This window comes from Paenibacillus sp. OK060, from assembly GCF_900101205.1.
Lineage (GTDB): Bacteria > Bacillota > Bacilli > Paenibacillales > Paenibacillaceae > Paenibacillus > Paenibacillus marchantiae.
The window spans coordinates 561,695-575,477 of the sequence record NZ_FNFR01000001.1 but is presented as its reverse complement, the minus strand read 5'-3'; the positions used below and the strand labels follow the sequence as shown (position 1 = coordinate 575,477).

Sequence of the window (13,783 nt, the reverse complement as noted above, 5' to 3'; positions counted from 1 at the left end):
ATTTTGACGACGGTCTTGAAGTCTATTCGCTTAAGGAGGAACCCATGTTTTTCTCATTAAAAAGCCGCCTGATCGCCTTTATCGTTGTGCTCTTCGTTCTTTGTTTTGGCACACTCTCCTTCCTACTCTTTAAGGAATCACGTACCGTGATCCGCTCTTACATTGAATCCTCTGCTCTTGAGAAGATGGAGGAATACGGCTCCTATGTCGATATGGTTCAAATGCAGATCTATGATGTAGCTTCTCTTGTTTTCAACAGCGATACCGCCAAGAACTGGGATAACGCGATGAGTGACCCCAACCTTCCTGAAGGGGAAAAGATGCTTGTCAATCTGGCGATAAGCCGTTTTCTGACCCAGGCTACGAACAGCTACACCAGTATCTCCGATGTATCCATCTATCGACGAAACGGGCTGAGGATTGGCAGTGAAAATCAAGTAACGACCGACCCTCTCTTCTTGCAAGAATTATGGTACAAAAATTTCTTTATCTCAGGGAATCACTGGCTGCCTGCACATACCGATCAACATGAAAATATAAGGGATCACGGCAACCCGGTAGTTAGCCTGCTGATGCCCATTGGGACCTTTCACCATGCTACAGCCCAAAATGTGATGAAAATTAATGTCAGCGAATCTTACTTTCTGGAACCGCTTAACCGAATCCATCTGGCCGAAAGCAGCACTATTTTTCTGCTGGGCGAACAAGGAAGCCCTATTCTTTCCCAACAGGCCAATCAGCTTGGTGCCGAAGCTTTAGCAGAAATCGATCAGATTCGGAACAACTCGCTCAAATCGGGTGTGGTGTACCTGAACAATGATGAAGGACAGCGTGACATTCTGGTATACAAAAAGCTAGGGCGTACGGGCTGGATGCTGGCGGGTCTGGCACCGGAAAAAGAGCTATATTCTTCTCTTCACAAACTTCAGAGTACCATTCTGGTGGTCACCATTGTTCTCATTCTCGTCTCTTTGTTTGCCGCTGCCTGGCTCTCTTATGGCGTCACCAAACCTTTAACACGACTGGTATTGGCCATGAGACAGGTACAACGCGGCGCATTCGATCAAGCAGAGTCCCTTCTACCTCCGGACAAAAATGTAAAAAGCGAAGTCAGTTATGTCATCTCCACTTTCCGCTACATGATCAGCCGATTGCGACAGCACATCCAGAATGAATTCGAGTTGAAGCTGCTCCGCCAGCAAGCTGAGTATAAAGCGCTGCTCATGCAGATTAATCCCCATTTTATGTTTAACACGCTGGAACTGGTGAGCAGTCTCGCCATGCAGCGCCGAACAGATGATACAGTTCAGGTCATTGAGGATCTGGGCAAAATGATGCGATTCTCCATGAATACAAGTGACGACAGGGTACAGCTTGCAGAGGAACTGGCTTATATCCGGCACTATATCTCCATTCTGCAAACCCGTTTCGGTCATAAGCTGGACATTACTCTGACACAGGAAGGCAGGCTGGATTCCCTGGTCATCATCAAATTTATTCTTCAGCCGCTTATTGAGAATGCCGTCAAATACAGCTTCCAGCATCAGACGACGGCAGAAGTACACATCCGGATCTCCAGACGGAATAACCGCCTGCATTTCAACATTTCAGACAATGGGCCCGGGATTCCAGCCGAAATCATCCAGAAAATTCATGATCCTGTTGAAGCATCTCAGCTCGAACCCCTATTGCGAAGCCAAAGCTGGCACATTGGGCTCGGTAATGTGGTTGCACGCTGCCGCTTGCATTACGGAAGTCTGTTTAACACTCAGATCGAGAACGGAGAGCATAACGGCACGTCTATTGAACTGATTCTACCCGCACAGGAGGAATATGATGTACAACGTATTGATCGCAGATGACGAGATCGAGGTTCGCGAAGGACTAAAATTGAAAGTGAACTGGCAAGACATGGGCTTTATCATTTCAGGTGAAGCAGCAAACGGCATCGAAGCGGAAGAGCTTCTGAAAGCTGAACATTTTGACTTGTTAATTACAGACATGAACATGCCTGTCATGGATGGCGTCCAATTGCTGGACGTTTGCCGAAGCCTTAATCCTTCCATTCAAATTATGATCATCACTGGATATGAAGATTTCCACTATGCCAGAGCAGGTGTGCGCAGCCAGGCCATGGACTATTTGCTGAAGCCTGTAACCCGGGATGAACTGAAAACCACTTTAAATAAAATCAAAGATGAGTTGGATAAAAAGAAACAGCTGCACGGCGATTCCGAAATGATGCAATGGCGTCTCTCCCAGTATTACAAAGAAATGAAGCAACGTTTCCTGCTTGATCTTGTTAGGGGGCATCGCCTCCCACCTTCTTCACTGCCAGAGCGGATGCGGCTGTTTCATCTGGAATCCTGGCAGGATCACAGCGTCTGTTTCATCACCGCTGGCATGCGAGACTCCGGTATACAGACTGCCTCAGTGGAACGTATTCCCGAAAAGCTCTACCTTCCCTTTGAGCTGCTTTGTCACGAAATGGCCCAGTCCTATCCAGTTAATGTGCAAGTGTTCCATGACGGAGCCCACCCTGGAATTATGCATTTCATAACATTGGAAGGTATTCAGCACGAATTTGCTCAGCAGATCACAGCACAGACCCGCTCTGTTTTAACGATGGATGTACAAGTTGGATTGGGATTGTCCGTGTCTGGGTTTGAGCGCTGGAAAGAAGGCTATATTCATTCCCTATTGGCATGGAACTCTGCTGGACGCAAAGGTGCACAGGACCGTGTACCCGAAGTAGATCATAGTCCATTACTGCCTGAGGAAACCAGTCGCATGCTGCATCGTTGCCTCATTCGTGGAGAGCTGGATACCTTCCGCAGCGTGATTCGAAAGGAGCTTGCTTACTCATTTCGGATATCCACTTCCCATATGATCCGAAGCCTTTTTCAAATTTCATTATTGTTCGAACAGGAATCCTCGTGGATTTCCCCGGAATGGGTGCTTTGGCTAAAGACTCCAGACCAGGCAGAACTGCTGCTGATGCATTGGGCGGAAGATTTTGTGAATCAACAGCAGCCATCCGAGGTTGGAGAAGATACGGTCATTGAATCGGCCAAACGATATATCGAGGAAAATTACATGCTGGAACTGACATTAACTTCGTTAGCTGAGCAATATAACTACAACTCTACCTATTTTTCAGAGATATTCAAAGAAGCTGCCGGCATCTCTTTTATTCAATATGTAACCGAGGTGCGAATGAAACATGCCATACGTTTACTGAAGGAAACCCAACTAACCGTTTGGGATGTTACAGAGCTGACAGGCTTCCGTTCCCCAAGCTATTTCAGTTCAAAATTCAAAAAAATGTTCAACATAAGTCCTTCGGATTATCGTTTGCTGCATTCCGAAAAAATTGATAATCATGATCCGAAGAAATGAGATTCCGGCTTCTCCCTCTCCCCGGTATGATGAATTTACCAAGAGAATCACCGTAAATATTGTAAGCGGATTCAATTCTGCGGTGATCACGAATTCACATCCAACCCTGAAGGGAGGCCTATGATGAGAAAGCTGTCCATGCCGTTATACGGCCAGCAGAATATGACTGCCTATTTGTTTCTGCTGCCCTGGCTCATCGGACTTTTCTGTCTGACACTCGGACCGATGGTTGCGTCGCTCTACCTGTCCTTGACGAAATTTAATTTGTTAACATCACCAACGTGGACGGGGCTCAGCAACTATGTCCAGATTTTTACCGAAGACGATACCTTTCGCAGATCTTTGGGGCTAACATTTTATTATGTATTTCTATCTGTTCCGCTAAGGCTTGCCTTCGCCCTGCTTGTAGCAATGGCGCTGAACAAAGGGATTCGGGGACTCGGCTTATACCGAACCGTGTATTACATCCCTTCCCTATTGGGAGGCAGCGTCGCTATTGCGATCGTCTGGCGTCAGATTTTCGAAGGAAGTGGCTTGGTCAATCAGTTTCTGAGTTGGTTCGGAATCACCGGACCCGCCTGGATTGCCCATCCCGATTATGTGGTCTATACGATCATTACACTCTCTGTATGGCAGTTTGGTTCGGCCATGGTTATCTTCCTGGCCGGCCTAAAGCAAATTCCAGCCGATTTATATGAAGCTTCGGACGTTGACGGGGCCGGAAAGGTACGCCAATTCTTCGGCATCACACTTCCGATGCTCTCGCCTGTTATTTTTTTCAACCTGATCATGAGCATGATTAATTCGTTTCAAGCCTTTACACCCGCTTATGTGATCGGGGATGGACGCGGAGGCCCGCTCGACGCCACAATGTTCTATACCTTGTATCTGTATCTGAAAGGCTTCTCGTTCTTTGATATGGGTTATGCTTCTGCCCTGGCGTGGATCATGCTGGTCATTATCGGGGTATTCACCGCAATCGTCTTCCTCACCTCGAAATTCTGGGTGTTCTACGGCGACAATCAGGAAGGGAGATAGTACACATGCCACTAAAGCGACGTTTAGTTCAAGCCGGGAGGCATGTCGCCATTATCCTCTTCGGTCTGTTGATGTTGTATCCGGTGTTATGGTTAATTCTCAGTTCATTTAAACCGAATCATCTCATCTTCACCAATAGCAGCCTGATTCCAACCAGCTTCACCCTCGATCATTTTGTGAATGGCTGGAAAGGATTGCAAGGGGTGTCGTTTGGCCGCTTCTTCGGCAACTCGGCACTGATCTCAGTCATGAGTGTGCTGGGAAATGTGATTTCTTGTTCCCTTGCAGCCTACGCCTTTTCCAGATTAAAGTTCAAGTTCAAAGGCCTGTGGTTCAGCATTATGCTGGTCACCATCATGCTTCCTTACCATGTAACCCTGGTACCTCAGTACATTCTGTATGACGAGCTGCATTGGATTAATACGTATTTCCCGCTCATTCTGCCCAAGTGGCTGGCACAGGATTCCTTCTTCATTCTGCTCATGGTTCAATTCATCCGTGGTATTCCACGGGAGCTGGACGAGAGTGCAACCATTGACGGTTGCGGGCAATCTCAGATTTTTTTCAGAATCGTGGTGCCTCTTCTCGTTCCTGCACTGATCACAACAGCGATCTTCACCTTCATCTGGAGCTGGGATGACTTCTTTAGCCAGATGATCTACCTGAGCAAAATTGATCTGTTTACCGTACAGCTGGGTATTCGGTCATTGTTTGATCCATCGGGACAATCGGATTGGGGCGCACTGCTCGCCATGTCCACGCTGTCTCTGCTGCCTGTGACCATCATCTTTCTGGTATTTCAGCGTTATTTTCTAGAGGGGATTGCAACGACTGGGCTGAAGTGATTACGAAATTACGAAAATACCTGTCCAGACGCAATACGTGTACAACAGATATTATTTTTTTCATTATCCATTGTCAGGGGGATTTCTCATGTTCAAACGATTAATGATCACTGTTATAGCTTCACTCCTGTTATTGGTGACTGCCTGCTCTGGAACGGATCATACCGGCGCTGATGAGCAGAAAGGAACAAAGACCGCTGAAGACGGGCAAGTCGAACTGCGCATGATGTGGTGGGGCGATCAAAAACGGGCAGATATTACGAACGAAGCCCTGAAGGTTTTTCAGGAGAAACATCCGAATATTAAAATTGTAGGTGAATTTGCCCCTTCCTCCGGATATTTCGACAAGTTGAATACACAGCTGGCGTCAGGCACAGCACCGGATATTTTCTTCCTTGGGGGTAATGTGGTTGACTACGCCAAAAAGGATGTGCTTTTGAACCTGGACCCTTATGTCGGTAGTGAACTGAATCTGGATGGCATGGATGCCACCATGGTTGAATATGGGCGTCTTGATGGGAAGCTGCAGCATATTTCCGCAGGTGCGAATGCACGGGGTATTGTCGTTAATCAAGCGCTATTCGATCAAGCGGGAATCCCTTTGCCAGCTTCAGATTGGACTTGGGAAGATTATGCTGCAATCAGCAAAGAGCTATCCGACAAGCTCGGTAAGGGCTTTTATGGAACCTATAATTTCACAGTTGACGGTATGGACATCTTTTTGAAACAACGCGGCAAACAGCTATATGATATGAAGAATGGCACGCTCGGATTTGCAAAAGAAGACATTTTGGAATGGTTCACTTACTGGGAGCAGGCTTCCAAATCCGGAGGTGTGGTCACGCCTGAATTGCAGGTTTCCAACCCACCGGATGATACGAGTAAATCCTTGCTTATTACGGGCAAGGCGGCTATGAGCCTGCTTCCTTCGAATCAACTGGCTGCTTTCCAGAGTCTCACAGAAGATAAGTTAATTCTTTTGCCTGTACCACGGGGTCCAAAAGGAACTGGGGTTGTATTTGAATCCAGTCAGGGGTTGTCCGGTTATGCGAATACCAAACATGCAAAAGAAGTCGCGATCCTGATGGATTTCTGGATTAATGATCCGGACGCAGCCAAAATTCTCGGCAACGACCGCGGCGTGCCCGTTACGGAAGCCAACCGCAATCTGCTTCAGCAAGAAGCGGGACCTGTTGAGGAGATTGTATATAATTACACCAGCTTTGTATCTGAAGCTACAAAAACGGAGCCTTTTGACGTGAGCTATAATCCACCGGGATTCGCTGAATTCTCCAAGCTGGCCCAGACAACCAACCAGGAAATCGGCTTTGGCCGAAAAAGTGTGGAGCAAGCCGTGACTGACTTCTATAATGGCACCGTACGAATCTTTGAATCCAATCAATAAATAACCGCTAGCTATAAGGAGGTCGACATGACAGAAGCCCTGCCGAACAAGCTGCGTCAAATCTCGATCCACGATCATGTGCAGCCAGGTAAACCGGAAGATCAAAAGTTAATACTGGAATGGCAGGCGTCGGGTGTTCGATTCGCGGCATCCGGCGGACGATTGGAAGCGACTTATTATTCCGCATTGGAGAAGTTACTGACTTGCATTGTGCCCCTGAACGGCAGTGAGCCCATTCTTCAGGAAGGTGGCATCTATCTGGGTTGTTGGCTAGAGAGTACGGGCACCATTAATGCGGAGCTGCTGTCACGTCTAATTCCTTCCGTATCGGAAACGACCTATCTTGCTTTTGCCCGACACCAAAGAGAAGATGGATTACTGCCTTATAAGCTAACGGAGAACGGTCCATCCTTTCGCCAGATTCAGCTCGTTACACCATTGGCACGAAGCGTATGGAACCACTACCTGCTTCATGGAAAGAACCGTTCCTTCCTGAAGACCATGTACAAGGCCATGGTACAATACGACGAATGGATTGCAACGTATCGCAATACCCGAGGGACCGGCTGTGTGGAGGCATTTAGCACCTTTGATACCGGGCATGATCTGTCCCCACGGTTCTGGCATGTCCCGGATACACCATATATGAATGATGCTGCGTCCTTCCATCCAGACTCTCCGGTCCTGCCTTTTTTGGCACCAGACTTAACCGCCAATATATATTGCCAGCGCATGTATTTATCCCGAATGGCTGAGGAACTTGGGGAGTCTGGTGTTGATTGGAAAGCAAAAGCTGAAGCCAGTCTGGAAAGTCTCTTCCGCTACTGTTATGACGAAGAGGATATGTTCTTCTACGACAGGAATCGCAATGACGAATTCGTCAGGGTACAGTCCGATGTGCTGCTGCGCGTGATGGCCTGCGAGGTGGGCGACCGTGAATTGTTTGATAACATGCTGCGCCGGTATTTGCTGAATACAAGTAAGTTTTTTGCCAAATACCCGTTTACCTCCATGTCGATGGATGATCCACGGTTCGATCCGTTCTCCTCTTATAACAGCTGGGGTGGAGCATCCAACTTCCTGAGTCTGATCCGTGCACCACATGCTTTTGAATATCACCATCGCTATGTGGAATTGACCTGGGTACTGCAACCCATCTTGTCGTCCCTTTCCAAAGCAACGCGCTTTGCGCAGGCTTTAAGCCCATGGACCGGGGAGGAGGGTTTTACGGAAACCTATTCCCCCTCCATTCTTTGCCTGCTTGATTATGTGGAACGGTTATGCGGCATCATGCCGGTTGGATCGGACCAACTGTGGTTTACCGGTCTTCTCCCCATCGACATGGATCATGGCGAAGAAGTCGCTGGTCATACGGCGTACAGCCGTACGGTGAATGGGCTGCATTTTGAATTGGTGAACACGCCAGAACAGGTAACGGTATATCAGGATGGTAAGATTCTTATGGAGGGGCCAGCAGGAATTCGGTTAATTACGGATCAGGGTGGACATTTGGAAGGCGTCATCGGAATGAGCGTGCGCACGATTGAGGGTGAACTGATCTATCGAGGGAATTCCATTCCGATTCGAATCAAAGGAAATGAACTCCAGCGGTATATAGAGGGAAGCTTGAAAACAGAACGGGATATCGGCATCATCTATCCTTCCTATCGCTAGTGCGTTTCCCGATGAATAGTTGCAACGCCAAAAGCGCAAGTGGCAAGGGTAGCTCCCCTGTACTTGCGCTTTTACGATTTTACTATCCTAATGGACTGTCCACGAAAATGAGCCTTCGCTTATGCTTTCCGCTCCCACGCAGGGTGGCGATAGAACTCAATCGTATCTATATAGTTCACCGTGTACTTCTGTTCAACTTCCGAAAGCTCCAGCAGCTTTCTGTCCATTTGTTTCAAACCCATGACCACATCATGCCGGAGAAGGTCCATTGCAATTTTGCCTACAAAGCCGCCTTCCATCTCTTTATGTTTATTACGAAATTCTTCATTATAGATCAGTTCCGGTGTAAACGATGCTTCAACAAATGCGTTGACAAGCGTAAGCTCATTACCCTCTATCTGTACCGCGATATAATAGTTGCCACGTTCATCCCGAATGAGGTCTTTATACATTTCCACGTCCATCTGAATCACTCCCTATATCTTAAGTTGTACCTTATCATGAGTAACATGGGCGCCATTTCGCTCACCTCTTGCCCTCGTCCATTCATATAGTAGGTATAAATGGCGAACGGAGGATTGCTTATGAATTGGCACCAACTTCATACAGGAAAAACACTTCAACAGCGTCTGGCCGAGTTCCAGGGACATCTGGCAGAATTGAATGCTCCATTGTCTGGTCTGGAACCTGGAATAATTAGAAAAGTATTTCCGCGCAATTTCATCAAAGTCAATCGGCAGTTATTTATTCCACTCAGTTTGTTTTCCATTCGTGTATTTGATGTACCACGAGCACGGCGAGGCATACGGGTAGGCATCCGCACGGTATTCCCATCCGGAAACGCATTTAACAATATCCGACTTGTTGGTGTTGGACTGGATTACATTGAGCTGCAGGGAAAAGGTAAATTCTCCTCACGTATTCTCTTTCCGCTAACTCAGGTCGAATCGATCTATCGTCCAACGAATAAAAAGAAGAAATAATGAGACCAGACATCGCTGAATTCATATCTGTGCCAGCAATCGCCCAATGAGAGAAACGATCCATGCCCTGGGTCAACCCCATGTCATGATATGCATATTTCTATTCCCTAGTATAACTCATACCTGCATTGGTCTGCTCGGATATTGTGCCATAGCAAAAAGCGGTGAGCACAGAACCCTTCTGTGTCTCACCGCGCAGATGCCTATCAATAATCATTGGAATCAGGAACGTATCACTCAGATGCCTGTCCACACATCCTTGGCATAACGACCTTCCTGCTGCAAACGTTCTAACCACGCATCGGCTTCCTCTGTGGAGTTGCCGCTGACATCAGCGTACGCTTTCTTGAGTGTTGCTTCAACATCAGGTGCCATCTTGCTGCCATCGCCGCAAACATACAGATGTCCACCCTGTTCGAGCAGAGGAATCAGTTTGTGGGCATCATCTCTCATTAGATGCTGCACGTAACATTTCTCTTCCCCGTCCACGCGGGAGAAGGCGGTATGAAGCTGGACAAGGCCCTCTTGCTCCGCAGTTTCGAGTTCATTTTTATATAAATAATCATGTTCAGGGTTGCGACATCCAAAATACAGATGGGCCTCGCCAACCTTCTCACCCTGTTCCTTCAGTACACGTCTTGCCTGAAGGAAACCACGGAATGGAGCTACGCCCGTCCCCGGACCAACCATAATGATCGGAGCCTCTGCAGTTTCTGGCAGTTCGAACCCGGACTCAGGCGTGCGTATGAACATGACAACCTCTTCACCCGGCTTCAAGTTCGCCAGATAGTTGGACGCTATACCTTTATATTCTCCCTGACCACTCCACGCCGGAGCACGCACTACGCTGACGGTTATGCTGGCCTGCTCAGGCTGCACTCGCGGTGAACTGGAGATTGAATAATATCGGGCTTTCAGGGAAGGCAGCAGTTCCAAAAACCGTTCGAAAGGCAGCTCACATGCTTCGTATTTCACCAAATAATCCAGCATGGATATGCGTTTCTTACGCACTTCTTCCATGTAAACAGACTCATCAAGAAGCGCTTCGAGCTCCTTCTTATGCGGTGGGCACACCGTGTACGCCGCCAGCTCCCTCAGTTGGGCCCGAGTTGCCGCTTCCTGAAGCTCCACACTGTGACTGAGCAGATCGACCAGACTAACCGGTTGGTGCAATGGCAGATGAGCTGCGCTGCGACCAGAGGCATCCAGAACCAGATGTTCCGTACCTGTGAATCCATATCGTTTCAGTACTCGTTCTACGAGCTCAGACGGGTTTTGCGGCAAAATGCCCAGGTGATCGCCTTCTTTATACGTTGCGCCTTCAGGCAGTTTAATCTCCAGATGACGTGTGCTTCGTTCACTGCCCGCATCATGAAGTTCCCGATTCTCAAGCACTTCAGCAACATGTGCATCATACGTATCCGCGAGCGGCGTTACCGCCAGTCCGCTGACAAACTGTACTGACAAGGAACTGCGCTCACTACCTGAGCTTGTGTTCAACTTGAGGCCCAGAGTTCGTGCCAAATCCGGCCATAGCTGCTCGGTCCAGTCTCCAACCTGTTTCTCAAAGTCCCCGCTGGCATCACTTTCTCCGATCGGTGATAACCGTTCTGCTCCTTTGGAAGATAACTGCTCATCAATCAAACGCGGGATACGCTGGTACGTGCTGGCCCAGTTGTGATCCCCACATCCGAGAACGGAGAATCGAACGCCTTGGAATTCCCCTGCATCCGCATGTTCAATCCACTCGACGAAATCCTTGGCATTGCTTGGTGGCTGACCATTGTAGGATGCGCTCACAATGATGACGACGCCTTCCTTCGGAAGTTTGCCTACACGATCATCCAGGGTAGCCACCTCGCTGCGGAAGCCCTGATATCTTGCGGTATCTGCGATTTCACGCGCAATGCCTTCCGCAGTCCCAAGATTAGATCCATATAGGACAAGCATCGGGGTGTGATGGGCATTTGCTGTATCCGGCTCTTGTCTTTTGGCAACCGGAGTCGGTTCCTCCACGGCAACACCCGGAACAGCCATGACCGGTTGCCCCCCGCGTGCACGAACACGAATCGTGAAGTTATCGGGTTTGAGCGTCAACGTTTCTTTCACTTTCAACTGATAGTCCGCATGATCGATGAATTCAAAATGCTTCAGGACCATTCCTAGCACAAGTGTTGCTTCCTGAAGGGCGAATTGCTGACCAATGCAGGCCCGCTGACCATTACCAAATGGTTTATAGGCGTCATGTGGCACCTTGCTCGGATCTTCGAACCGTTCCGGACGGAATTCCTCCACATCGTCTCCCCAAGCGTCGCGGTCCCGGTGCAGCTTGGGAATGAGTACACTGACACTATCCCCTTTTTGCAAAGGATATTTCCCGTCCAGAACAAGATCTTTCTTCGCGTATAAGGAGAATGCCGGAGCCGTAGGCCACAACCGCAATGCTTCGTTCAAAACCATACGAACATATTTCAGATTGCGGACCTGATTGTATGTCGGAACCGGATCTTTCAGAATCTGATCTGCTTCAGCTTGAGCCTTGGCAAGGGTATCCGGGTTTTTCATTAAATAATAGATGGCAAAGGACAACAGGCCACTCGTCGTCTCATGTCCAGCAATCAGGAAGGTGATGATCTGGTAACGGATATTTTCATCGTCCAGCGTTTCCCCGGTTTCCGGGTCCTTGCCACTAAGCATATGGGACAACAGATCGTCCGCCCCTTCCTGGGGCTGCTCCTTGCGCTCCGCAATAATATGATCCACCAGAGAGTACATCGAACGGATATCCTGCTCAAACTGTTTCTTTTTCGTGATCATCAGCTTGTCTTGCAGACGCAAACGCTGCAACGAACTCATCGATTCGTCTAGTGCTCGAACCATACTGGTAATGAAGGGATGCGGTTCTTCCCGGTAAAAGCTGTTAAATCGGTAGTTGAATCCACACAATCCAATCGTATCCAGGGTGAGACGAGTCATATCATCAGGTACGTTAACCGTCTCATCCGGATTCAATCTGGACCACTTCTGCACGAGTTGTACAGCGAGATCAATCATTTTGTTGTGATATCCCTGCATCGCACGCTGGCTGAAGCTGGGCAGCAACACATTGTGAGCTTTTTTCCAATTCGGTTCTTGAGTCCAACTCGTAAACAGGCCATCTCCGGCAAATGCACGTACCTTCTCCAGCGGTGCCCATACCCGTTTATCGAATTTGGATTCGTCGGTTACCTCGGCTACCAGTTCGTGACCTGAAATATACAATTCACTTCGGCCAGGATAATCCATTCGAAAAATGGGGCCATACTCTTCAGCGAGTTTCACCAGGGATTGTACAGGCTCATCGGTATTTAACTGTGGTAAGTTTCCTAAAGGCCCAAAAGTTTTGGGTTGGGGAACTGAAATTTGCGCCATAATACTCACTCCTCTTCCAAGTGTTACGTTCGACTAAAAAATAATACTTTTGTTCAATTACGACTTCAGATCAACAGACATGACTACATTTTCTGCAAATTTTCATATTTCATCCAGATAACCTGAAATTCATACCGGAACCAACTGACCAAAATGGTATATTGGTCAGTTTAGATTAAAAAAAATGGGTTCCTTCGTTATCTTTCTTTTACCCTAACATTTCCAGTCCTAATCTTCAACAGTCTCAAAGTCTTAGGACCAATGGGTATCCATCCGAATTGGCATGAGTAAATTTCCCCTTTGGTCCCTCCATATAGAGATTATTTTGCTCTGAACGAAAACTAGAATTTCGAAGATACACAGTTCATTAAACTCAAACTAGGCCTGTCTCAGCAGGTTCCGAATCGCTGACTCCATCTCTATCGGTGCAACCGTAGTCTCATAGCGACCACTCACTTCCCCGGTTCGATTAATCAGAAATTTGGTAAAATTCCATTTGATCCCGTCTCCCCGGTATAATTCGGGATGTTTCTCCTCTAGGAATTGATCCATCCACCAACCTTCTTCCGATTCCATGTCATAACCCTCAAATGGGGCTGTATCGACCAGATAGCGAAACAAAGGATGTATGGACTGTCCGGTAACCTCGATCTTCTCAAAAATCGGAAAGGATATATGAAAATGATTCCTACAATACTGAGCTATCTCATCATTGTTGCCCGGCTCCTTCTGATTAAACTGATCACAGGGAAACGCCAGGATCTCCAGTCCTTGATCACGATACTGCTCATACAGGTGTTGAAGCTCCGTAAATTGTCGAGAGTAACTGCACTTGCTGGCTGTATTCACGATAAGTAGCACTTTCCCCTCAAAAACAGATAAATCGCCCACGTGTCCATCCATGAATGGAACCTGATAAGAAAATATACTCATTCATAACGCCTCCTTGGTCGGTTCTCACATGAACCTATCTTGGAATGGATTATACGCCGCTTCTCTTGATAGGTTAAATATATAATAATTATAAT

The 13,783-nt window shown here is 47.7% G+C and carries 10 protein-coding genes; 7 read left to right on the top strand and 3 right to left on the bottom strand.

Going from position 1 to position 13,783, the window contains the following annotated elements; translation table 11 throughout:
• Nucleotides 1-44: 44 nt before the first annotated feature.
• The 6 genes from BLS14_RS02690 (at nucleotide 45) to BLS14_RS02665 (ending at nucleotide 8,361) form a co-directional block, all read left to right on the top strand.
• A complete protein-coding gene (locus BLS14_RS02690) occupies nucleotides 45-1,862 on the top strand; it encodes a cache domain-containing sensor histidine kinase (protein WP_090949340.1) in 1,818 nt (605 codons plus the stop codon).
• Nucleotides 1,837-3,399, top strand: coding sequence for a response regulator (locus tag BLS14_RS02685; RefSeq protein WP_090949338.1), 1,563 nt, complete (start codon nucleotides 1,837-1,839; stop codon nucleotides 3,397-3,399). The genes BLS14_RS02690 and BLS14_RS02685 overlap by 26 nt, the downstream gene beginning before the upstream one ends.
• A 123-nt stretch (nucleotides 3,400-3,522) precedes the next feature.
• On the top strand, nucleotides 3,523-4,437 hold the full coding sequence (locus tag BLS14_RS02680; RefSeq protein WP_090949336.1) for a carbohydrate ABC transporter permease: 915 nt from the start codon (nucleotides 3,523-3,525) through the stop codon (nucleotides 4,435-4,437).
• A 5-nt stretch (nucleotides 4,438-4,442) separates the two neighbouring features.
• Nucleotides 4,443-5,282 carry a carbohydrate ABC transporter permease gene (locus tag BLS14_RS02675; protein WP_090949333.1) on the top strand — a complete coding sequence of 280 codons (840 nt, stop codon included), beginning with the start codon at nucleotides 4,443-4,445 and terminating at the stop codon, nucleotides 5,280-5,282.
• Nucleotides 5,283-5,370: 88 nt separating this feature from the next.
• Nucleotides 5,371-6,687, top strand: a complete 1,317-nt coding sequence (locus BLS14_RS02670; protein WP_072732513.1) for an ABC transporter substrate-binding protein — start codon at nucleotides 5,371-5,373, stop codon at nucleotides 6,685-6,687.
• Between the two features lie 27 nt (nucleotides 6,688-6,714).
• Nucleotides 6,715-8,361: an MGH1-like glycoside hydrolase domain-containing protein gene (locus BLS14_RS02665; protein ID WP_090949331.1), complete on the top strand. Its 1,647-nt coding sequence runs from the start codon at nucleotides 6,715-6,717 to the stop codon at nucleotides 8,359-8,361.
• Between the two features lie 119 nt (nucleotides 8,362-8,480).
• Here BLS14_RS02665 and BLS14_RS02660 read toward each other — a convergent pair whose 3' ends face one another.
• A complete protein-coding gene (locus tag BLS14_RS02660; protein ID WP_063563339.1) occupies nucleotides 8,481-8,825 on the bottom strand; it encodes a hypothetical protein in 345 nt (114 codons plus the stop codon).
• Nucleotides 8,826-8,945: 120 nt separating this feature from the next.
• Here BLS14_RS02660 and BLS14_RS02655 point away from each other — a divergent pair, with 120 nt between their 5' ends.
• Complete coding sequence (locus BLS14_RS02655; RefSeq protein WP_064638911.1) at nucleotides 8,946-9,344, top strand: hypothetical protein; 399 nt, start codon at nucleotides 8,946-8,948, stop codon at nucleotides 9,342-9,344.
• A gap of 237 nt (nucleotides 9,345-9,581) precedes the next feature.
• On the opposite strand, the gene BLS14_RS02650 is transcribed toward BLS14_RS02655, so the two are convergent.
• Complete coding sequence (locus BLS14_RS02650; protein WP_090949329.1) at nucleotides 9,582-12,755, bottom strand: bifunctional cytochrome P450/NADPH--P450 reductase; 3,174 nt, start codon at nucleotides 12,753-12,755, stop codon at nucleotides 9,582-9,584.
• Nucleotides 12,756-13,133: 378 nt separating this feature from the next.
• Nucleotides 13,134-13,688, bottom strand: a complete 555-nt coding sequence (locus tag BLS14_RS02645; RefSeq protein ID WP_090949327.1) for a glutathione peroxidase — start codon at nucleotides 13,686-13,688, stop codon at nucleotides 13,134-13,136.
• Between the last annotated feature and the right edge of the window lie 95 nt (nucleotides 13,689-13,783).

Excerpts from the sequence above, each read along its gene's own strand:
- BLS14_RS02690 (WP_090949340.1), top strand. The coding sequence starts at position 45 with ATGTTTTTCTCATTAAAAAGCCGCCTGATCGCCTTTATCGTTGTGCTC.
- BLS14_RS02685 (WP_090949338.1), top strand. The coding sequence starts at position 1,837 with ATGTACAACGTATTGATCGCAGATGACGAGATCGAGGTTCGCGAAGGA.
- BLS14_RS02680 (WP_090949336.1), top strand. The coding sequence starts at position 3,523 with ATGAGAAAGCTGTCCATGCCGTTATACGGCCAGCAGAATATGACTGCC.
- BLS14_RS02675 (WP_090949333.1), top strand. The coding sequence starts at position 4,443 with ATGCCACTAAAGCGACGTTTAGTTCAAGCCGGGAGGCATGTCGCCATT.
- BLS14_RS02670 (WP_072732513.1), top strand. The coding sequence starts at position 5,371 with ATGTTCAAACGATTAATGATCACTGTTATAGCTTCACTCCTGTTATTG.
- BLS14_RS02665 (WP_090949331.1), top strand. The coding sequence starts at position 6,715 with ATGACAGAAGCCCTGCCGAACAAGCTGCGTCAAATCTCGATCCACGAT.
- BLS14_RS02660 (WP_063563339.1), bottom strand. The coding sequence starts at position 8,825 with ATGGACGTGGAAATGTATAAAGACCTCATTCGGGATGAACGTGGCAAC.
- BLS14_RS02655 (WP_064638911.1), top strand. The coding sequence starts at position 8,946 with ATGAATTGGCACCAACTTCATACAGGAAAAACACTTCAACAGCGTCTG.
- BLS14_RS02650 (WP_090949329.1), bottom strand. The coding sequence starts at position 12,755 with ATGGCGCAAATTTCAGTTCCCCAACCCAAAACTTTTGGGCCTTTAGGA.
- BLS14_RS02645 (WP_090949327.1), bottom strand. The coding sequence starts at position 13,688 with ATGAGTATATTTTCTTATCAGGTTCCATTCATGGATGGACACGTGGGC.